Origin of the sequence: Chryseobacterium capnotolerans, assembly GCF_021278965.1 — a bacterium.
GTDB classification, from domain to species: Bacteria; Bacteroidota; Bacteroidia; order Flavobacteriales; family Weeksellaceae; genus Chryseobacterium; species Chryseobacterium capnotolerans.
In genome coordinates this window covers 3,001,622-3,022,280 of record NZ_CP065589.1, presented here as the reverse complement: position 1 = coordinate 3,022,280, position 20,659 = coordinate 3,001,622, and the positions used below count along the sequence as shown (strand labels likewise).

Genomic DNA, 20,659 nt, shown 5'->3' with positions numbered 1-20,659 from the left:
AGAAAAGGTTTTATTTTACTGCCTTTTTAGTAAATTAGCACATCTAAAAAATTACTAAAAATGATTTCTGAAAAATATCTTCAACATTTACAGAACGAACTTCAAAATATTGAGAATGACGGTCTTTTCAAAAGAGAAAGAATCATCACTTCTCAACAAAGTGCAGAAATTGAAGCCAACGGGAAAAAGCTTTTGAACTTTTGTGCCAATAATTATCTTGGATTATCCAACAATCCGGAGGTAATGAAGGCTTCTCAGGATATGATCCAGTCTCACGGTTACGGAATGTCATCTGTACGTTTTATCTGTGGAACTCAGGATATTCACAAAGATTTGGAGAAAAAAATCGCTGATTTCTTAGGACTTGAAGATACGATTCTTTATGCTGCGGCTTTTGATGCCAATGGAGGTGTTTTTGAACCTTTATTTACAGAAGAAGATGCTATTATTTCAGATGAACTGAACCACGCTTCAATTATTGATGGTGTGCGTCTTTGTAAAGCGGCAAGATATCGTTATAAGAATAATAATATGGCTGATCTTGAAGCTCAGTTAATTGCTGCCTCAGAAAAAAATCACCGTTTCAAAATTATCGTAACGGATGGGGTTTTCTCAATGGATGGTATTGTTGCAGACCTAAAAGGAGTTTGTGACCTTGCGGACAAGTATGATGCTTTGGTAATGGTTGATGACTCTCATGCAACAGGCTTTATTGGAAAAACAGGAAGAGGAACTCATGAGGCTAATGAAGTAATGGGGAGAGTAGATATTATTACTTCTACATTAGGAAAAGCTTTAGGTGGAGCTTTAGGAGGATTTACTTCCGGTAAAAAAGAGATCATCGATATGTTGAGACAACGTTCTCGTCCTTATTTATTTTCCAATTCATTAGCACCAGGAATAGTGGGTGCTGCTTTGAAGGTGCTAAATATGATTTCTGATGATACTTCACTTCGTGATAAGGTAATGGAAAATGCAGAGTATTTCAGAGCAGAAATGAAAGCGAAAGGTTTTGATATTCCTGATGGAGATGCTGCTATTGTTCCGGTAATGCTGTATGACGCACCACTTTCTCAGAAAATGGCAGAAAAATTAATGGACGAAGGAATCTACGTAATTGGATTTTTCTATCCGGTGGTACCAAAAGGAAAAGCAAGAATCAGAGTTCAGTTATCTGCGGCTCATACCAAAGAACATTTGGATAAAGCAATTGCTGCTTTTGAAAAGGTAGGAAAAGAATTGGGAGTGATCTCTTAATTTCTGAATTGAATACGATCAATGAAATATAGGCTTCGGCTCGGGCGGCTTTGCCGCCCCGAGCCGAAGCATTTTTTTATATAACTGTATTTTTTAAAGACTTTTGATCTGAATAGTAGCTTTTCCTGATCAAAAGAAAATTATTTTTAAAAATTATATAATAAGCTTATCTTTGCTGTTAATTTTTTCTGAATGCTTTACACAATCATCAAAGCGCTGCACATTATTTTTATGGTAAGTTATTTTGCGGGAATTTTTTATCTCGTAAGACTCTTTGTTTACTATAAGGATACTGATGAATTTTCTGAAGAAAAAAAGAAAATTCTGAGGGAGCAGTATACATTTATGGCCAGAAGGCTGTGGAATATTATCACCGTGCCTGCGGGAGTTATCATGGCAGTATGCGGACTGGTTATGATTTTTCTGAATCCGGGTCTAATGAAAATGGGATGGTTTCATTTAAAGCTGACTTTCCTGATTGGGCTAGCCATATATCACTATTGGTGCTGGAAAAAGGTGTTGAAACTAAAAGCATTGAACGGAAATACGTTGGAAACAGCCAACATCAAACTTAGGCAGGCCAATGAAATTGCTACATTTATTTTGTTTCTTGTAGTGTTTACTGTAATCCTGAAATCTATGGCAATTGAATATTGGTGGCAATTAATTACAGGATTTTTCGTTCTTGTATTTCTGATTATGATGACTGTAAAACTTGTTAATAAGAATAAAAAAAACAAATAATTGTTTAAGTAAAAGAATAAGTGGGTCTTATACTTTTTTACTTTTTACATCTTACTAAAAAACTATGATTGCAATTTTAAAGAAAGAACTTTGGAGTTACTTTGGAAACTGGAGTGCGTGGGTGATTATTGCCGCTTTCAGTTTAATAGGGACTCTATTTTTGTTCTTTTTCGACAACGATTCTAATATTTTTGAGATCGGGGCAGCTTCGCTGCAAAGCTATTTTGTGTTGGTCCCATGGCTTTTAATGTTCATTATTCCGGCACTTTCCATGAAAACTTTTGCTGAAGAGCAACAAACAGGAACTCTAAATTGGTTGTTTTCACAGCCATTAAAAGTTTCAGAACTGGTAACAGGAAAATTCCTGTCTGTATGGATTGTAGGTATTTTATGCCTGATACCGTCTCTAGTTTACCTTTACACGGTCTATGTTCTTGGAGTTCCGGAAGGCAATATTGATTTGGGAATGACCTTTGGAAGTTATATTGGACTGATTATTTTAATCGCAGGTTTTTCAGGAATCGGAATTTTAGCTTCTTCATTATCACAGAACCAGATCATGGCTTATCTGCTAGGCGTTTTCATGTGCTTTATTATGTATTTCGGAATCGAGCAGCTGGCTAGCTATAAATTATTAGGCGGAGCAGATTTTATCCTTCAGAATATAGGGTTTTACCAACATTTCCTTGGGTTTACAAGAGGTCTTATAGATCTGAAAGATGTAGCTTATTTTATTCTGACCATCAGTGCGTCATTAGTATTGTCTAATCATTTTATTAACAAAAAGAAGTAGAGTATGAAGAAGATCAATGCTAAATCTCCGTTGGGAATTTTCTTAATTGCGATTATCCCTTTGGTTATTATTCTTACCTATTCAGGAATAAGACTAGACCTAACAAAAGAAAAAAGATATACCCTTTCTGAGAATACCATTAAAGTACTGGAATCCGTTAAAAAGCCTTTGACTGTAGAGGTTTATCTTGAAGGTGATTTTCCGGCAAGCTTTAAACAGCTTCAGGGAGAAACGAAATTCATGCTGGAAGAATTCAGAAAAATTAATCCAAAAATTGATTTCAAGTTCATCGATCCATTAAGACCTAAAATCCCGGAAGACAGTTTAGCTGCGATGGGAATGCAGGCATCTTATCTGCCGGATTCTAAGGATGGAAAATTCACTCAGATCACCATTTATCCGTATGCTGTGATCAGGTATAATAAAACAGGAGTTTCTCTTCCTTTGATTGTACAGCAGACAGGAATAGATGCAGATCAGCAGCTTACCAGATCTATTGAAGGATTGGAATACAATCTGGTTTCAAATATCAAAAATATTGCTACTGATAAAAGGAAAAAAGTAGGAGTGCTGATCAATCAGGATGAATTAAGTCCGGATGAGTTCCAGGGATTCATGCAATTAGCATTAGAGAATTATGATGCTGGTCCTATTATTCCTAAAAATCAGGTGGAACTTAGTATTGAAGACATGCCTTTATTGAAGCAGATGAGTGCTTTAGTCATTGCAAAACCAAGAAAAGCCTTTACAGATAACGAGAAAGTAATCCTTGACCAATATATTATGAATGGCGGGAAAACGCTTTGGATGATTGATGCTGTAAATGCTGAAATGGATACCCTGACAAGATCTAAAAAAGTAATGCCTTTCCCGGTGGATATCAATATGACTGATTTCTTTTTCAATTACGGATTAAGAATCAATAATGCATTGGTGAAGGATGTAAAGAAATATGCACTGCTGAAGCTGGTAACAGGAGAGGTAAGTGGAAACCCTCAGTTTACAAGTCTGCCTTGGCCTTATTTTCCTCTTGGAATTGCTGAAAATAATAACCCGATTACCAGAAATATCAACCCTGTAAAATTTGAATTCCCGACTTCTATTGATACATTGGGTGGAAGAAAGAATATTAAAACAAAAGTTCTTTTCGAATCCAGTGAAAGAACATTGCTAAAACAGGTTCCGAATTATGTTGATTTGAAAGAAATTGCCACTGTAGACAGTCTTGGACAAATGGAGAAACCAAGCACTCCGAAGATCTTTGCCGTAGCATTGGAAGGGAAATTTAATTCAGCATACGCTTCAAGGATTGAAAGAAAATCGTATCCCGGCTTTAAAGCAGAAAGTCCTGAAAATAAAATGATCGTGATTGCAGACGGAGATATAGGACGTAATAAAGTCATCAAAGGAAAACCGCTTCCATTAGGAGTAGATATGCTGACGAATGAACAGTTTGGAAATGAGCAGTTTCTTAGAAATGCTTTAGACTATCTCTTGGATGACAGCAATTTGATGGAATTGAGAAACCGAAATATCGAAGAAAGACTTCTCGACAGACACAGAATAGAAGAAGAGAAAACCAACTGGCAATGGCTGAATTTATTGCTCCCATTGATGGTTATTGGTCTTATCGGAGGATTATTCTTCTGGCTTAGAAAGAAGAAATTTGGATAGAAATAATAAAAGAGAAGCTCAATAGCTTCTCTTTTTCATTTAATATTTAAGGTTTTATTTTTACAATTTTATTGTCCTTAATAACGATAATTTCACTGTTGCTTTTTCTTTTAAAATCAAGCATTTCTTCGTAAGCTTTTTTCAAGTCCTTTTAAGATCTTTATTTTTCTTTCAGTTCTATCTTCTTTTGTTATAATAATCTTTTATTTCATTGAATTTTTCATTGTGGTAAATAACAATATCTTCATTTATATTTTTTTCAGCAACAAGAATAGGTTTTCCTTCAGAATTATCAAAAATCAGTACTTGATCTACAATTAAAAAATAAATATCAAATAAATTTAATATTCCACCTAAATATCTCCTTTCAATTATATCTTCAGGAATATTATGTCCACCTTCTCTAACTCTACTTTTTACTCTTTCCTTTGCTAACTCAATATTTTTTAGCCAAAAAAATAATAGAGAAGTATTGTAACCTTTTTGTTTAGCAATTAAAATTTTCTGTTTATAAATTTTGGAAGCTAATGTAGTTTCAAAAGCAAAATTCTCGCCAATTTTTAAAAGTTCATCAACTCGGGAAAGCATTATTCTACCAGCTTCAAAAGCAACTTTTTCAGGTTGAAAAGGGGATAATCCTCTTGCAATTTCATCTGCATTGACAAATTTCTTTACAATTTAGAATTTCAGGTAGTATAGTAAATGATGCTGTAGTTTTTCCAGCTCCATTACAACCTGAAATTATGTAAAGATTTTTCTCTTTCATCAATACAAAGTTAGAACTTATTTTTAAATTACATTATTAATATTGCCTATCATTACTTTGATTATTTTTCTTATTCAAAAGTATCTGATATTTCTCCAACACATTCCATATTCCATAAAAAGCATCATTCCCTTTCTTATCTGAAAAATTGGTGTTGAAGATCATAATTCTCCCCATGTTGTTTTTAGGATCAAAAAACAGCATGGACATTACACCTGGATCACCTCCTGTATGGCCGATATAACCGGTGTAACCAAATCCGATGAATATACCAACATTGTAAGATTCGCTGTAAGGATTTTGTGTATTTCTTTCAGTAAAATTAGCGGCACTCAATTGAGGAGTAAAGTATTCCTTATAGCTTTTCTGACTCAAAATTGTGCCTTTTCCATTGTATCCTTTGATTAATTCAGTTAAATATTTACTTAAATCAGAAATATTGGTGATAAATCCTCCGTCAGGGTAAGTAGCAGAAAGGTAATAAGGCAGAACCGTTTTAGGATTTTCATAAAGCTTTGAGAATTTAGACAACTGAATCTCTTCAAATTTCCATCCTGAATCATTCATTTGTAAAGGTTTCAGAATATATTCTTTGGTAAACATACTAAACTCCTGTCCGGTTGCTCGTTCAACAATAAAAGCGGCTAAAGCAGTTCCTACATTGGAATATTCATACATCGTTCCAGGTGAATAAGAGGAAAAGCTGTTAGTATTCCATTTTCCATGTTCTGCAAGAACATTTTCTAAGAAAGCAGACATTGTAATGATAGAATCTGAAGGGTTGAATAGCTGTTCATCATCAAAATTAAGCTTTGCTCCATTCAGATTTTGGTTTGGCTTTAGAAAATAGTTTTTAGATAAATAAAATTCATTATCCAGAATAGAAGAAGTATGAGAAGCCAGTTGGCTAATGGTTATGGAGCTCTGAGGAAAATTAGGATTCACAATTTTAAATGGCACATACTTCTGTATGGGATCATCCAATTTCAGTTTACCCAATTCCTGAGCTTTCAGTAGAGCGATTCCAACCAGTGTTTTAGAAACAGAAGCAATATTTTGAATGGTATTGAGGGTGTAAGGTTTCTTTTCATTCACATCTGAAAAGCCAAATCCTTTCTGATAAAGAGTGGATTGATCATTAACAATAGCAACTGAAAAACCATTAAAATTTCCTTGTAGATATATTTTGTTGATTTCCACATCTAAAGAATCTTGAACTTTATGATAAGCAGAAGTTGAATAGTTTTTCATGCCGTGACATGAAATCAAGAAAAGAGAAACTATTAAAAAAGAGGTATTTTTTATCATAATATTTTAATAATAAGACATTTGAAAGAAATATTTTATTACAGTGTAATTTAAAAAAAAAATGAGAAGTTAAGTCAGTTTTCAGTCTCATTATTAGAATTAAGTAAAAATACCCGAATTCAAAAACAAGTATTTATACGCTATGAATGCCCTTTAATTCTATATAATTTTGTCTGGCAGGATAGAGAAATCTATTGCTTTCTTATGAAATATTAAACTAAATCACCATATCATGCCAACAAAACAACACAACAGATTTCTTCTCCAGATGATGGATGGAGTAAGTAATTTAAGAATGGTCATTACAGATCACAGCATCTCTTCAGGACAACCTTGGGAAAATACACCGGATATTATTCAGAAATCAGGGAATACCTGGGAAATAGACGTTCAGGCTGGAAGACATGGGACAGATACAGTTGCTCAATGGTTCAAAAGTAAAATATCAGGAGGCGATGCCATAGGCTGTAGTTCCAATGATGCTTTGCCGGGGAAACTGAACTTCGCATTTACCTGTACCTTATCATTTGATTATCAGAATAGACATTGCGAAATTCGCGATGTACAGATTGGGCAGGGACACAATTCAAAATCAGAGAATAATTGGTGGATTGGCAGCCGGAATCTGAAAAAAATATCGGGAACCTATATCTTAAAAACTGATGCAAATACACGTTTTAACTGTAATGTTTCAGTCTCTGGTGTGAACCAATTTTATCTTAAATTAAATGGCTCAGAGTGGATGAGTAAACTGGAACCCAATGTTTCGCTGAAAGCTTTAAGCATACCAGGAACACATGATTCCGGAACGTATAAAATTTCTTCTGCCTCATTTGGAGCAAGATGTCAGAATTATGACATTAGGCAACAGCTGGAAAACGGAATTCGTTTTCTGGATATCAGGCTCGTGAATTCATCTAATTCTTCTGATCCGTTAGATCTTTACCACGGCATTATTTCCTGTGGAGTTACTTTTGGAAATGTATTGGATGCTTGCCAGTCATTTTTAAAAGATCATCCCTCTGAAACTGTTTTAATGTCTGTAAACAATGAAAAAAGCGGCCAGGATATTTCTGATAATTTTATCAAATATCTTAAAAAATACAATACTCTTTACTTTCAGGGAAATACCCTTCCTAACTTAAATGAAACCAAAGGAAAAGTTCTCTTTCTATACAGGTTTGATCTGAATATGGGAAATTCAGGGATTGATAAAAACAAAGTAGGAGTGAGGTTTGGAACATGGCAGGATAACACTACTTTTGAAACGACGAATGCCAATGGGCAGAAATTCTATATCGAAGATAATTACGAAAGTTATGATACTCACAAAAAGGTAAAGTACGTACAGGAGAATCTGGAACGGGCCATGCAGAAAAATGCTAATAACGATGCTGTTTTGTATGTAAGCTTTAACAGTATTGCCTATGGAATATTTCACCATACACCTTACCAATATGCCTGGGGTGGCTCGGGGGTTGATCCGGCTATGAATCCTTGGTTGAAACAGTATACACAGTATTCAGGAAAGAAAAGATTGGGAATCATTCCGCTTGATTTTTATAATAATGGAGGTGGAAATCCCATTGAAAATGGATTGGTTGACAATATTATCCAATCCAATCATTAATTTTTAGAACCACAAAAAACATACAACAAAAAAGAGAAACTTTACAGCTTCTCTTTTTTATTTAGTATTCTTCTAAGTTTTTATTTTTATTGTTATGAATAATTTTCCAGTACCGGAATAATATGTTCCCAATTCAGTTGTTTTGCATATTCCAGAGCGGTCTTTCCAGCTTTAGATTGCACTGTTTTATCAGCTCCGGCTTCCAGTGCAGCTTGTACTGTGGTTAGGTTTCCTGCAATGGTTTCCCGGTGCAAAAGAGACTGGCCGTTTTCATCAATAAGCTTAATTTCATCCGGATATTCCTGTAAGAATTGAGCAAAATCTTCTTTCATATTTCTGCTCATCGGATGTTCGATAAGGTTTTCGGGTTCTTCTTTTTGGTTATTAACCACAAGAATATCGTTGAAATCCCCAAAATCCAGCTGCCAGGCATTGTCATGATCTTTTCTTTCTGAAGATGACATATCCGAACGCATCTTTTGGATGGTAAATCCACCATATGCTTTTGGAAGAGGTTCAGCTGATGAAGAGAATAGCTTGGAAAGTCCTGTTGATTTCTTTGTACTAGGGGTGATGGCAAAAAGCCAGTCACTGATTTCAGTAAGAGGAATGTCAATGTAATCGCCTACCTGAACATTTCTTAATATATTAGGCTCGTTGATCAGATATCCTGTTACCCTGCTGCCATCAAAACCAATATCATTGATCCACATATGTTCAACATTGGTTTCTCCTGATTCTGTCTGCTCTGAAAACATTACTTTTACACATGAAACATTAAGCCCCGGGATTATTCGTCTGTATTCCCAGGATTGTTCACGCCAAAAATATTTGAAGGTTTCCTGTGCTTTCCTGTAGGCTTCAATCATTTGCGGATCATCCCCATCCGCCCAAAATATAGGATTGTCTTCCATATCAATAAATTATGGTTGTTTGATGTATTGTTGAAATTTTTTTAACTCTGATAGGCTTCCTTTGGAAGTAGTGCAGCGGTTTTGTAATAGCTTATGTCCACCGGACATCGTTTCTGAAGCTCCTGAAATGTTTCATAATCATAATGGGCCCAGTTCTGCTCATGCTCAGGATCTGTTGTTTTATCTATAGCAAGCTCCAGTTTTCCATCTTCCTGGTAGCTGCATTCTATAGCAGCATATTTTTCTCCTTTTTCATCAGAAGTATACCAGCATTTTACTGTTCTTTCAAGTTGCGGTTCCTGGGTTTCATTGTCAATGACCTGTGAGCATATAAAATTTTCAGGGTCGTCAGTTTTAAAAACGGTTTTGGAAATTAAGGGAAGATCATCTACAGATAATGAATACAATTTATTGGTGGTAATAATGAATCCGTCAGTGGTTTCCTTTTTTTCGATATCAAAAAAATCAGATTTTTCTTTCAGATATTCTAAAACTTCATCTTCATTGTCACCTTCGTCTAAAAAATAATTGATGTTATATATATTTTCTTCATTGATGAACTCAATCTCTTTTAGTATATCAGAATCACTTTTGTAATAATACAGATGATATTCATCGAGCTTCATAGCTTTGCTTTTGGAGATGACTTCTCCAAAAATGTTTTTGTACACTTTTCTCATTGTTAATCATGTTTAGTTTCATCTATTAGTTTAAGTGGTATAGAGCAAAGATAGTTTTCTTTTTTATCTTAACCTAAAGTGTAAAACGATAATTATTTCATAATTATTTTATATGTCCTTTATAAAATCCTCATATTCATAATAAAATCTTTCGAATCCATCCATTTTTTCATAAAAGAATTCAAAAATTTCCTGCCATGTATTTTTATTGAAGATGGAAACTCCATTTTTTTCTACCCAAATCCGGCTGATAATCTTGCCGTTTTCCAGGGTAAAGTGCTCTTCTTTTTGGAACTCACCAATAAAATCTTTTAAAATATCTTCCAAAGACCATATTTTTTCATAATACGCATTACGAAAAATTTCATCTTTCATTTCGATATCAAGAGAAACTTCTACTTTTTTATTATCTGCAGAGAATTTAAATGCCATATCCTTGACCTTAGTGCCATACAGGATCCATTTTCTTGGAAAAGATTTGCCAAAAGCTGTCCAAAATTCCTTTTTGAGTTGTTGCGCTTCTTGTTTACTGAACATAAGGCAAACATAACGATTTAATAGGAGAAAGACAAAATCGTGATACCACAAAAAGATAAAAAACAAAGCCATTAATGAGCTATTTTGCTATTTTGTCTTTTAGTTTAAACATATAAAACAATTTTCTTATTTTTGCTGTAATGCTATCAAAAAAATCTCAATATGCGTTTAAGGCACTTTCATATCTTGTAGAAAAAAGAAATGAAGGTCCGGTTCTTATTTCCGAAATAGCGGAACACAAAAAGATACCTTTAAAGTTTTTAGAAAATATCCTGCTTGAACTGAAAAAGGCAGATATCCTTGACAGTAAAAAAGGAAAAGGTGGGGGATACTTTTTAAGAGAAAACCCCGAAGAAGTAAAGCTTGCCAAAATTATTCGCCTGATAAACGGCCCCATTGCCATGCTTCCCTGTGTAAGTCTGAACTTCTATGAAAAATGTGATGACTGCAATGAAGATCACTGTGGCTTGCACGATGTATTGATAGAGGTTAGGGATGCTTCCCTTAATATACTTGAGAAAAAAACATTAATGGATCTGGTCGACTGACCTGATCCTTTTTTTGAAATATTAGTCTACTTATTTTGTAGGATAATATTTTTATTGGATATTTGCAGGACTTCAAAAGAATAAATTATGATTCCAAAAGAAGATGCAGATATGATGATCCCCTGGAGGGAAGAAGAGATGTTGAATAAACTTACAATTGCAGGACTATGGTAATTACAAGAAAGATTCAGATAAGACTCAACGTATTGTTTGTAACGATTGTCTTGTTATCAATAGTTGCTTTTTCTCTATATGAACTGGGCTACTTTGATGAGCTGCAGCAGACTTTGGCGAAGGATCATTATATTTTTTACTGGATGCTTCTGGTGGGTGTTTTTGCAGAAATTGTTGCCGGATCAATGGGGATGGGGTATGGTGTAATCTGTACTACCACGTTGATGTTTCTGAATATTCCACCACATATTGTAAGTGCAAGTATTCATTCAGCAGAAAGTTTTACGACAGCTGCGGGAAGTATAAGCCATATTAAACTTAAGAATGTAAGCAAAAGTCTGGTCAAAAAATTGGCCATTCCTGCTGTTATTGGAGCAATTATCGGAGCTGTCAGCCTTACTTATTTTGGAGAATATTACGCAAAGATTACTAAAACGATTATTGCATTTTATACTTTATATCTCGGATTTCAAATTCTGTCCAATGCTTTTAAAGATAAACAGAGCAAAGCCTTGAAAAGGAAAACCAATTTAACAAGGCTTGGGGTGATTGGAGGATTTATAGATTCTTTTGCAGGAGGAGGCTGGGGACCTTTGGTTACGGGAACCCTTATCAAAAATGCTTTTACTCCAAGATTTGCTGTAGGAAGTTCTACTGTTGCCAAATTTATTCTGACCATTACCGCAGCTGTTACCTTTTTCCTTACCCTCGGAATTCAGCATTGGAATATTATTCTGGGGCTTTTAATAGGGGGAATTATTACCGCACCTTTCTCTGCAATGCTTACTGCAAAGCTTCCGGTGAAGAAAATGTTTCTGGTGATTGGGGTTTTGGTGATCGTGATGAGTTCTATAACTATTTATAAATCAGTATTCAGTTAAAAAAGAGTAAGTATGTAAAAAATAATGGGGTCAAAAATAAATTTGATTTTGAAATTATTTTACTTTTACATCAATAAATACTAGAATATGAACCTACATATCATTGCACTTTTTAAGTTTAATGAAAATTATCTAATGGAAGCGGTAGAGCTTTTCCAAAACCTGGTAAAGGAAACAAGAAAAGAAGAAGGCTGTCTGCAGTATGACCTTATTGAAGATAAAGATAACAAAGGAACATTTTTCCTGATTGAACTTTGGGAAAGTGTTGATCATCACAACATACACAACGGGCAGGATCATTTGCTGGATTTCCGTAAAGATGCTTCCAAAATGATGGAAAGTACAGTGGAAGTTTACAAAGGATTTAAAATATACTAACAAAAATAAAAGGCGGTTCCAGAATTCTGAAAACCGCCTTTTTATTAGAAAAAAATAGAAAGTATTTTGAGTAAAATATTATTTCACGATAAGTTTTTTCGTTTCCGAAGTTCCTCCATAGTTAATTTTTACCATATAATTTCCTGAAGGAAGTTGAGACAGGTTCAGGTCTTGTCTATAGAATCCTGCCTGATTAGTTAATTCAGCAGCATGTACTTTTTTTCCAGTTAGGTCGTATACTTCTACACTTCCTTTATTGTTTGCTTTTTCTTTAACATCGAATAAAATGGTTACCTTTTTATCTGCTGTTGTTGGGTTAGGATAAATTCCGAAAGAAGCTTTTTTACTTACTTCTGTGATTCCCAGAGACCCTGTAATCTTTTTGTATTTGAAGAACATGTTTCCAGTGCTGGAACCGTCACTCTGTGTAAAATACATTCTGTAGTAATCATCTCCTTTTTTCACGTAATAAACAACATTATTCTTTAAAGTTGTAATCACTTTCCATGAGTGCCCGATAGAAGTGATGTTAGATGAAAAGTTATTAGCAGCAGGAATATTTCCATTAGCAACTTCTTGAGTTTCCGGGTCTACCATCGCAACTTTAAGGCCTGGACTTTGGATTGCCCCTGCCACAGGGTACATCTGAACACCGTTATAGAAAGTAAAATATTTTGTAAATACTAAGTCCCATGCAGTTTTTGAAGGCTCCATATTAGGAACTTTTGCTCCGGTATCAAATGAAAAATAGTTGAAATAAGCATCATCATTTCCATTAGCTAATGTTCTTGTTTCTGTTGGTCCCCATGCAGTACCATCCCACTTTGAATATTTAAAAGTATATCCTGCAAACGCATCTTCAATAGCAAACTTAATATACGTTCCTGAAGCATATTTCAGAACAAAAATTGCTTTTCCATTAACATGGTGAGTCACTGTATTGTAAACTCCCCATCCTGTCGATGGAATATTAGGATTAGGGGCTGTAATAGGTCCCTGTTCAAAAGCTCCCTGGCTCCAGTCCGTAATCTGGTCCGGGTTATAAAGAGATGTTCCCCAGGAACTTTCATTACTGATATTGATATTATCCCATTCAGTTAAGCTGGTAGCAGCAGTATATACTTCAATATTTTTAGCATCATTAATTCTTGTTCCTGTTGTATAAGGAGAAGTTCTGTAAAATGCTACATCCCATGTATTGGCAGGCTGAGAAATAATATTCCCATCTGTGAAATTAAAGAATGAACGATTTTGATACCCACTTCCCAACGTCATATTTGCTTGTGTGTATCCTAATGCATCGGCCTGCGCTAACACAGTCTGTTGAACAGTAAGAGCAAGCAATGATGCCAATAATAGTTTTGTTCTCATAATTTATTTTTTAAATTATTATTTAGAATGATTCAACAAAAATATATAATTATTTTTAATCATTCTAAATAAAAACATGATTTTTGTCGTGTTTTATTAGAATTATCTTGGAACTTGGCCATAAAAAAGCCGAAAGGAATGATCCCTCCGGCTTGATTAAAGGCAAATAATAGTCTAATAAACCTTATTTTTTAATAAACTTTGATGGAATGGTTTTTCCTTCACCTGTCTCTACAGCTATAAAATAAACTCCTGTCTGAAGTTCATTGATATTAAATTTTTGTCCGTTCAGCTTTCCTTCTGCTACTTTTTGGCCTGCAGAAGAATAGATTTGGATGTTTTTAGGGGTTTTACCTCTGAATTCCAGTGAAGTATTATCTGAATTTACAGCAAAAGTAACGTGGTCTTTTGAGAATGTTTTATCGCTTACTCCTAATGAAGAAGCTGCATCATAAGCTACATCATCGATCTGAATAGCAGTATGCATATTGCTTCCAATAATTTTAAAGGCAATGTATTGTTTAGTGGAAGCCGGTACTGGCAATGAGTATTGTACATTACCTGCGGTCAGATTAATAATATTGCCAATAGGAGTGAATGTACCCATTTCATTAGTATTATCTACCAAGCCTACTTCTATTGTCCCGGTTGCTCCTGATGCAGATCCTGTGGTAAGAGCAGCTTTGAAAGTTATAATTTTAGTTCCGTCCGGAGCAATGATTTGCGGAGTGATCAGATAACCTGCAGTATTAGCAGCCGAAAAACTATAATACTGGATCAGTTTATTCGTTGTTCCGGAAGCATAAACCCAAGGACCGGATGTTGTATTTTGGATATTTGACCAGTTTTGCTGCGGCCATGGAGCCGTATTTCCTGTTGTAAATGATTGGAAGTTTTCATTAATAGTCGCTAATTGAGCATTTACTGTAACTGCTGTAAACATCAAAGTTCCAAGAAGTAATTTTATTTTCATGACTTATTTATATTTAGAATTATTCCACAAAAATATATATTTATTTTTAATTGTTCTAAATAAAGCATTATATTTGTCGAAAATTTTTGCCCCCTATGAAGAAGAAGGTACTTTCAATACTATCTTTGTCCGCGATCTGCTGGATCAATGCACAGGAACAGGATTCTCTTAAAAATAAAAAGATAGAAGAAGTTGTCGTTACAGGACAGTATACACAACAATCCATCAATAAATCCATCTATAAAGTTGAAGTGATCAATGCAGCACAGATAAAGAATATGGCTGCAACCAATGTTGCAGATGTTTTGAATCAAAGCCTGAATGTATTGATTACTTCGGATCGTAATTCTGGTAATTCTACTGCCAGCTTAATGGGGCTTGGTGGAGAATATACGAAAGTTTTGATTGACAATATTCCGGTAGTGGGTGATATAGGATTGGGAAATAATATTGACCTTACCAAGCTTAATATCAATAATGTAGAAAGGATCGAAGTAGTAAGAGGTTCAATGGGGGTAGACTACGGAAGTAATGCTGTAGCAGGTGTTATTAATATCATTACCAAGAAAAACAGTCAGAAAAAGCTTACGTTAAATGCTTCTGTACAGGAAGAAACGGTAGGAAAAGAATATGATATTAAGAAAAAAGGAGAGGGAAGACATATCCAGACTTTAAATATTGGCTATAATATTAATGAAAACTGGTATGTAGGTGCCAATATTAACCACAATGATTTCCAGGGGTTCAAAGGAACACAGGAAGGGTATAAGTACTTTGAGCAAGATGGGAAAAGAGGCTATCTATGGCAACCTAAAGATGTAATGAATGTTGATGGAGTTGTAAGATATAATAAGAATAAAACTTCCATATTCTATAAATTCGGTTTTGTTAATGAAAAGCTGAATTACTATAATCCAATTGTCAACGAGTATTTTTATGATGTAAAAGACAGAACTTACTCTTCCAATGACCGGGATTATTATACTACAAGATACCTTCACCAGCTTAATGTACAGGCAAAATTAGGGACGATAAACTATACCGGAGATTTTTCTTATCAGACCCAGGATAGAAAATATAGAGATTTTAAATATGATATTCCGAATAGAAAAGTAATTGGCAGTAAAGACGATTACCAGTCTTATAATAAAGCAGATGTTCTTTATTCAAGAGGGGTTTTCAGTAACTTTTTAGATAATAAAAAGATTGATTTCCAATTAGGATATGAGTTGGATCATACTTCAGGCTTTGCAGGAAATATTGCCGGAAGCTTCAAAGGAACAGATAATGTGAACAGAAAAATATTCAATTATGCCAACTTTATGTCTGTTGAATGGAATGCTACAAACTGGCTGTCATTACGTCCCGGATATCGTTTAGCACTGAGCGATAAGTTTGATATACAGCATAATTATTCCTTAACGGCAAGAGCAAAAGTTACTGATAACGATAATTTCAGATTAGTAGTAGGAAGTGCAAACCGTTTTCCAAACTTTGATGAGCTATATACTTATATGGTAGACAGCAACCATGATATCAGAGGAAATGAAAACCTTATTCCGGAAACTGGAATGACGGCTTCTTTAAACGGAGAAAAAATATTCACAACGAGCTCTGGATGGAACTTGGGAATTGGTGCAAGTGCTACTTATCTTTATGTGAAAGACAGAATCGAATCGGTAACGGTAAGCAGACAGCCTTTGAAATATCAATATCTTAATCTGGATAAATATAGATCTTATCTGTTTGAAGCTAATTTTAAAGCACAAAAAGACCAGCTTTCCGTGGCAGCCAATGTTGCTTATTATGGGATTTCAAAAGAACTTACAGATCAAGTCATCACTTCTCCTACCGACTTCTTTTATACGCTGGAAGCAAGTGCTATGGTGAACTATACTATTCCGAATGTAAACACAACCTTATCATTATTCTATAAATATACAGGAAAAACACAACAGTTTACTTTATCTCCTGATCTTAAAAACCCCACATATGTACTTGGAGAAAGAGGTGATTTTCATATGATGAACTTCATTGTTACACAACCTTTCTTTAACCAGCATCTGGAAGTAGGTCTTGGGGTAAAAAATATTTTTGATGTGACCTCTATAAGAGATACTACTCTTACAGGAAATGCACATAGTACTGCAGATCCAAAAATTAATTTGTTCTATGGCAGAAGCTTTTTAGCTCGTTTAAGCTATAATTTTTAAAATTTTAACAATGAAAAAAATACTATTCTATCTATTAATAGGAACATCATTTATTGTTCAATCCTGTATTAATGCTAATGAAGATCCTGTACCGGTTATTCCTTCAGAAGGGGTCTCTGTAAATCCTTTTGTAAATGGTTCAGCACAACCTAATCAGGTATGGATAGACTTGAGTGATATAGCAGATGGGCAAACGGGACAGCCTAGACAAACTACAAATAACAGAACAGACTGGGATTTAGCATTTTATTCAGGAAATGAGTTTAAAGTGGTTTTGAACACTTCTATTATGATGGCTGCGGGTAAAATTCCAAATGTCACTGATATTGAAAACGTAAAAGAATCTGATGTTGCCAGCATGAAAGATGAGGTGCAGGTGGCCAACTTTAACCCTGATAATGTAAACTATATTGATGATGTAAAAGGTAATTTTCCAACCAGCCCTACAGCAATAGAAGAAATAAAGGCCAATGCATCTGAAAATGCAGTCTATCTTGTAAATCTTGGTAAAGAACTTTATACCGGGACTATTGCTACGGGTTCAACTATTACAGGAGGAGATGACCGAGGTTGGATGAAAGTACAAATAGTAAGACAAGGAGATGGTTATAAGGTAAGATATGGACAGCTGAATGCTACCGGAGCTGGAATTAAAACAGTAGAGGTGAAGAAAAATAAAGCTTACAATTATACCTTCTTTAACCTAAAACAGAACAAAGAAGTACTTATTCAGCCTGAAAAAAATAAGTGGGACATTTGTTTTACTGTATTTACCAATATTATCCCAAGTGTAGGAAGTTATATTAATGCAGATTTTGTGACGACCAATAATGTAGGTAATGTAGGAGCTTATGAAGTGAAGGTGGCAGCAACATCAATGGTAGATACCTTTAATAAATTTAAAAAGGAGAATGTAGATGATTCAAAATTTGTATACAATGATCAAAGAGTCATTGGAGGAAACTGGAGAGAAGTTGGACCGGAAGGATCTAAAGTAAAAGGAGATATCTTCTATGTCATTAAAGATGCCGCAGGAGCTTATTATAAAATAAGATTTGTGAAAATTGTTAATGATAAAGGAGAAAGAGGACATCCAACATTCATGTACAAAGCCTTATAATAAATCAAATAATAGTATATCATGAAGAAATTTATCCTTGCAGCTTCTGTTCTTGTAGCAGTGTATTCTTGCAAAAAAGAAGAAGGTGCAAAAAAGAAAAATACAACAGAGGCTGCCTCTGAAGCTCCAAAAAGCAATAATAAAATTGTAACCCTAAGCGGAGGAATCACAGAGATTGTAAGTGCTTTGGGACATGAAAAAGAAATTGTAGGAACAGATGTTACCAGTACGTATCCAGCAAGCTTAAAAGCTACCGCTGAAAATCTTGGACATGTAAGATCTATAACGATTGAGCCGATTATGGCAGTAAAACCTACTTTAATTCTAGCGTCAGATAAGGACATCAACCCAGAACTAATGGGGAAAATCAAATCATCCGGAATCAAAGCAGAGGTTTTTAAGCAGGAATATACAGTTGATGGCACTAAAAAGCTGATTGAAGAGGTAGCAAAAGCTATCGGAAATACAGATTATAAGAAATTAACTGATAAAATAGATGCAGACCTGAAACAGGTTCAGCCAATAGCTAAAAAACCTAAAGTATTATTTATTTACGCAAGAGGAAACATGTTGATGGTAGCAGGTAAAAAATACTCCAATGGCTGCTTTAATTAATTTGGCAGGTGGAGAAAATGCCGTGAATGAATTTGAAGATTTCAAACCATTAACTCCGGAAGCAGTGGTGAAAGCTAATCCTGATGTATTGTTTTTCTTTGAAACAGGATTACAAGGAGCAGGAGGAAACGAAGGAGCATTGAAGATGCCGGGAGTTTCCCAGACCAATGCCGGAAAAAATAAGAAGATCATCGCAATGGATGGAGGCTTAGTTTCAGGTTTCGGACCAAGACTAGGAGAAGCAGCAGTTGGATTAAACAAACTTTTAATTGAGAACACAAAGTAAATTATACTTTTACATGACAATAAGTATCATACTGCTTGTTGCTATAGCAGTATGGTCCATTAATACAGGGGTTTACGATTTTGGTGGTAAATCTGCATTTAACGTTTTAGGAAAAGTAATACAGGGAGATTCCGGTTTATCATTGAGTGATAAATATGTAGTTTGGGATGTACGGGCAGCCAGGATCGTTATGGCCGTTTTAATTGGAAGTATGTTGTCTGTTTCAGGAACAAGCCTGCAGGGGCTTTTTAAAAACCCTTTGGCTACGGGAGATTTAATAGGTCTTACGTCAGGTGCTACATTATTGGCCGCCATAGCCATTGTTTTGGGAGGACATTTTAAAGAATACCTTCCTGAAGCCGTACAATTTTCGCTGGTAGGGATTTCTGCTTTTATAGGATCTTTCTTATCCATGATGCTGGTATATAGAATTTCAACAAGCGGCGGAAAGACCAATGTAGTGATGATGTTGTTGACAGGTGTTGCTATTACGGCAATAGGCTTTTCTATTACAGGTTTCTTAATCTATGTATCGAAAGATGAGCAGCTTAGAGATCTTACATTCTGGAATTTGGGAAGTTTAGCTGCCGCAACATGGACAAAGAATATTATTCTAGCCATTGTAATGATTGGAGCCTATGTTATTTTACTGCCTAAAGGAAAAGCTTTGAATGCCATGATGCTGGGAGAGAAAGATGCTCAGCATTTAGGGATCAATGTAGAAAGACTGAAAAAGCAGATCATTATCATTGTGGCATTGATGGTGGGAAGCTGTGTAGCATTTTCAGGAACTATTGGTTTTGTAGGTCTTATAGTACCTTATATTTTAAGATTATTATTCAAATCCAATTATACTTTTATTCTGCCTTTGTCTGCCGTATTTGGAAGTATCTTACTCCTGACGGCCGATACATTCAGCAGAAGTATTGTAGAGCCTTCGGAATTGCCAATCGGGATTTTGACCGCTTTAATGGGAGGACCTATTTTTATTGCTATTTTGGTTAAATTTAAAAAATCACTGTAATGATCAAAGCACATCAAATTAACTATAGGCACAAAGAATTCCGTATTCTGGATGGGGTAGATGTCTCATTGGAATATGGTGAGTTTTTAGCCATTGTAGGTCCCAATGGGGCGGGAAAATCAAGTCTTTTAAGTGTTTTGGCTCATGAAGTGAAATCTGAAAAGCGAAAAGTATTATTTAAAGATAAACCTATTGAAGACTGGAATGTAAAAGAACTTTCTATACATAAAGCCAAGTTTTCACAGCATAACAGCAACGATATTCCTCTTGAGGTGAAAGATGTAGTGATGATGGGAAGGTATCCTTATTTTGATGCACAGCCCGGAAAAGCAGATCTTGAAGCCATGAACAATAAAATGTATGAAACAGATATTTTTCATCTTAAAGAAAGGGAATACAACTCTCTTTCAGGAGGAGAAAAGCAACGTGTGCATCTTTCAAGAGTAATGGCACAGCTGGAAAATGATATTGCCCACAAATTGGTTTTTCTGGATGAACCTCTGAATAATCTGGATATCAAACATCAGTATAAGGCACTTGAAATTATCAAAAATTTTACCAAGAAAGCAAACAGCGCGATTGTTGTTCTTCATGATCTGAATCTTGCGGCTCAGTTTGCAGATAAAATTTTATTGATGAAATCAGGACAGGTTTCTGCTTATGGAACTCCACAGGACGTTTTTACAGCTGAAAATATCAGCCATGCTTATAACTTTCCATGCACCATCTGCGAACACCCTATTACGAATAACCCAATGATCATTTTCGGATAA

General features: G+C 35.0%; 18 protein-coding genes and 2 pseudogenes. 13 read left to right on the top strand and 7 right to left on the bottom strand.

The genetic code is table 11. From position 1 onward, the window contains the following. The first annotated feature begins 60 nt into the window (after nt 1-60). The 4 genes from kbl (at nt 61) to gldG (ending at nt 4,468) form a co-directional block, all read left to right on the top strand. A complete protein-coding gene (gene kbl, locus H5J24_RS14490; RefSeq protein ID WP_068942446.1) occupies nt 61-1,257 on the top strand; it encodes a glycine C-acetyltransferase in 1,197 nt (398 codons plus the stop codon). Between the two features lie 192 nt (nt 1,258-1,449). Further along, nucleotides 1,450-2,001 (top strand): CopD family protein, encoded by a 552-nt coding sequence (locus H5J24_RS14485; RefSeq protein WP_068942448.1) that lies wholly within the window; start codon nt 1,450-1,452, stop codon nt 1,999-2,001. A 64-nt stretch (nt 2,002-2,065) separates the two neighbouring features. Next, entirely contained in the window at nt 2,066-2,794 is a 729-nt protein-coding gene (locus H5J24_RS14480) for an ABC transporter permease subunit (RefSeq protein ID WP_068942450.1), read from the top strand. Nucleotides 2,795-2,797: 3 nt separating this feature from the next. Next, a complete protein-coding gene (gldG, locus tag H5J24_RS14475; protein WP_068942452.1) occupies nt 2,798-4,468 on the top strand; it encodes a gliding motility-associated ABC transporter substrate-binding protein GldG in 1,671 nt (556 codons plus the stop codon). A 177-nt stretch (nt 4,469-4,645) separates the two neighbouring features. Here gldG and H5J24_RS14470 read toward each other — a convergent pair. Both H5J24_RS14470 and H5J24_RS14465 read right to left on the bottom strand, forming a co-directional pair. Beyond that, nucleotides 4,646-5,234: pseudogene (locus tag H5J24_RS14470) on the bottom strand (ATPase). Nucleotides 5,235-5,270: 36 nt separating this feature from the next. Continuing rightward, nucleotides 5,271-6,485, bottom strand: a complete 1,215-nt coding sequence (locus H5J24_RS14465; protein ID WP_228407604.1) for a serine hydrolase domain-containing protein — start codon at nt 6,483-6,485, stop codon at nt 5,271-5,273. A gap of 289 nt (nt 6,486-6,774) precedes the next feature. On the opposite strand from H5J24_RS14465, the gene H5J24_RS14460 reads away from it, so the two are divergent. After that, nucleotides 6,775-8,172, top strand: coding sequence for a phosphatidylinositol-specific phospholipase C (locus H5J24_RS14460; protein ID WP_082811136.1), 1,398 nt, complete (start codon nt 6,775-6,777; stop codon nt 8,170-8,172). 92 nt (nt 8,173-8,264) lie between these two features. Here the strand turns inward: H5J24_RS14460 and H5J24_RS14455 are convergent, their stop codons facing one another. The 3 genes from H5J24_RS14455 to H5J24_RS14445 all read right to left on the bottom strand — a co-directional run bounded on the left by H5J24_RS14455 (nt 8,265) and on the right by H5J24_RS14445 (nt 10,303). Continuing rightward, nucleotides 8,265-9,086, bottom strand: coding sequence for a DUF2314 domain-containing protein (locus H5J24_RS14455; RefSeq protein ID WP_068942455.1), 822 nt, complete (start codon nt 9,084-9,086; stop codon nt 8,265-8,267). 41 nt (nt 9,087-9,127) lie between these two features. Further along, the gene (locus tag H5J24_RS14450; RefSeq protein ID WP_068942456.1) at nt 9,128-9,766 is read right to left on the bottom strand and encodes a hypothetical protein; all 639 of its coding nucleotides are present in this window, start codon (nt 9,764-9,766) and stop codon (nt 9,128-9,130) included. A gap of 108 nt (nt 9,767-9,874) precedes the next feature. Further along, entirely contained in the window at nt 9,875-10,303 is a 429-nt protein-coding gene (locus H5J24_RS14445; RefSeq protein ID WP_068942457.1) for a DUF4268 domain-containing protein, read from the bottom strand. A 140-nt stretch (nt 10,304-10,443) separates the two neighbouring features. Here H5J24_RS14445 and H5J24_RS14440 point away from each other — a divergent pair, with 140 nt between their 5' ends. The 3 genes from H5J24_RS14440 to H5J24_RS14430 all read left to right on the top strand — a co-directional run bounded on the left by H5J24_RS14440 (nt 10,444) and on the right by H5J24_RS14430 (nt 12,284). Continuing rightward, complete coding sequence (locus H5J24_RS14440) at nt 10,444-10,851, top strand: RrF2 family transcriptional regulator (RefSeq protein ID WP_068942458.1); 408 nt, start codon at nt 10,444-10,446, stop codon at nt 10,849-10,851. A gap of 167 nt (nt 10,852-11,018) precedes the next feature. Continuing rightward, nucleotides 11,019-11,906: a sulfite exporter TauE/SafE family protein gene (locus tag H5J24_RS14435; protein ID WP_068942460.1), complete on the top strand. Its 888-nt coding sequence runs from the start codon at nt 11,019-11,021 to the stop codon at nt 11,904-11,906. Nucleotides 11,907-11,993: 87 nt separating this feature from the next. Further along, entirely contained in the window at nt 11,994-12,284 is a 291-nt protein-coding gene (locus H5J24_RS14430; protein WP_068942462.1) for a putative quinol monooxygenase, read from the top strand. A gap of 78 nt (nt 12,285-12,362) precedes the next feature. On the opposite strand, the gene H5J24_RS14425 is transcribed toward H5J24_RS14430, so the two are convergent. Further along, a complete protein-coding gene (locus H5J24_RS14425; protein WP_068942464.1) occupies nt 12,363-13,655 on the bottom strand; it encodes a T9SS type A sorting domain-containing protein in 1,293 nt (430 codons plus the stop codon). A gap of 184 nt (nt 13,656-13,839) precedes the next feature. After that, nucleotides 13,840-14,628, bottom strand: a complete 789-nt coding sequence (locus tag H5J24_RS14420) for a T9SS type A sorting domain-containing protein (protein WP_068942465.1) — start codon at nt 14,626-14,628, stop codon at nt 13,840-13,842. A gap of 95 nt (nt 14,629-14,723) precedes the next feature. On the opposite strand from H5J24_RS14420, the gene H5J24_RS14415 reads away from it, so the two are divergent. From H5J24_RS14415 to H5J24_RS14395, 5 genes and pseudogenes are all read left to right on the top strand, one after another. Next, nucleotides 14,724-16,841, top strand: coding sequence for a TonB-dependent receptor plug domain-containing protein (locus tag H5J24_RS14415; protein WP_068942467.1), 2,118 nt, complete (start codon nt 14,724-14,726; stop codon nt 16,839-16,841). A gap of 10 nt (nt 16,842-16,851) precedes the next feature. Continuing rightward, entirely contained in the window at nt 16,852-17,961 is a 1,110-nt protein-coding gene (locus tag H5J24_RS14410) for an HmuY family protein (RefSeq protein WP_068942472.1), read from the top strand. A gap of 21 nt (nt 17,962-17,982) precedes the next feature. After that, nucleotides 17,983-18,862: pseudogene (locus H5J24_RS14405) on the top strand (heme/hemin ABC transporter substrate-binding protein). Next, nucleotides 18,846-19,886, top strand: coding sequence for a FecCD family ABC transporter permease (locus tag H5J24_RS14400; protein ID WP_082811138.1), 1,041 nt, complete (start codon nt 18,846-18,848; stop codon nt 19,884-19,886). The pseudogene H5J24_RS14405 and the gene H5J24_RS14400 overlap by 17 nt, the downstream one beginning before the upstream one ends. Beyond that, complete coding sequence (locus H5J24_RS14395) at nt 19,886-20,659, top strand: heme ABC transporter ATP-binding protein (protein WP_068942478.1); 774 nt, start codon at nt 19,886-19,888, stop codon at nt 20,657-20,659. Before H5J24_RS14400 ends, H5J24_RS14395 begins: the two co-directional genes overlap by 1 nt.

Excerpts from the sequence above, each read along its gene's own strand:
- H5J24_RS14485 (WP_068942448.1), top strand. The coding sequence starts at position 1,450 with ATGCTTTACACAATCATCAAAGCGCTGCACATTATTTTTATGGTAAGT.
- H5J24_RS14420 (WP_068942465.1), bottom strand. The coding sequence starts at position 14,628 with ATGAAAATAAAATTACTTCTTGGAACTTTGATGTTTACAGCAGTTACA.
- H5J24_RS14465 (WP_228407604.1), bottom strand. The coding sequence starts at position 6,485 with ATGAAAAACTATTCAACTTCTGCTTATCATAAAGTTCAAGATTCTTTA.
- H5J24_RS14430 (WP_068942462.1), top strand. The coding sequence starts at position 11,994 with ATGAACCTACATATCATTGCACTTTTTAAGTTTAATGAAAATTATCTA.
- H5J24_RS14460 (WP_082811136.1), top strand. The coding sequence starts at position 6,775 with ATGCCAACAAAACAACACAACAGATTTCTTCTCCAGATGATGGATGGA.
- H5J24_RS14445 (WP_068942457.1), bottom strand. The coding sequence starts at position 10,303 with ATGTTCAGTAAACAAGAAGCGCAACAACTCAAAAAGGAATTTTGGACA.
- H5J24_RS14450 (WP_068942456.1), bottom strand. The coding sequence starts at position 9,766 with ATGAGAAAAGTGTACAAAAACATTTTTGGAGAAGTCATCTCCAAAAGC.
- H5J24_RS14480 (WP_068942450.1), top strand. The coding sequence starts at position 2,066 with ATGATTGCAATTTTAAAGAAAGAACTTTGGAGTTACTTTGGAAACTGG.
- H5J24_RS14395 (WP_068942478.1), top strand. The coding sequence starts at position 19,886 with ATGATCAAAGCACATCAAATTAACTATAGGCACAAAGAATTCCGTATT.
- H5J24_RS14415 (WP_068942467.1), top strand. The coding sequence starts at position 14,724 with ATGAAGAAGAAGGTACTTTCAATACTATCTTTGTCCGCGATCTGCTGG.
- H5J24_RS14410 (WP_068942472.1), top strand. The coding sequence starts at position 16,852 with ATGAAAAAAATACTATTCTATCTATTAATAGGAACATCATTTATTGTT.
- H5J24_RS14435 (WP_068942460.1), top strand. The coding sequence starts at position 11,019 with ATGGTAATTACAAGAAAGATTCAGATAAGACTCAACGTATTGTTTGTA.
- gldG (WP_068942452.1), top strand. The coding sequence starts at position 2,798 with ATGAAGAAGATCAATGCTAAATCTCCGTTGGGAATTTTCTTAATTGCG.
- kbl (WP_068942446.1), top strand. The coding sequence starts at position 61 with ATGATTTCTGAAAAATATCTTCAACATTTACAGAACGAACTTCAAAAT.
- H5J24_RS14440 (WP_068942458.1), top strand. The coding sequence starts at position 10,444 with ATGCTATCAAAAAAATCTCAATATGCGTTTAAGGCACTTTCATATCTT.
- H5J24_RS14425 (WP_068942464.1), bottom strand. The coding sequence starts at position 13,655 with ATGAGAACAAAACTATTATTGGCATCATTGCTTGCTCTTACTGTTCAA.
- H5J24_RS14455 (WP_068942455.1), bottom strand. The coding sequence starts at position 9,086 with ATGGAAGACAATCCTATATTTTGGGCGGATGGGGATGATCCGCAAATG.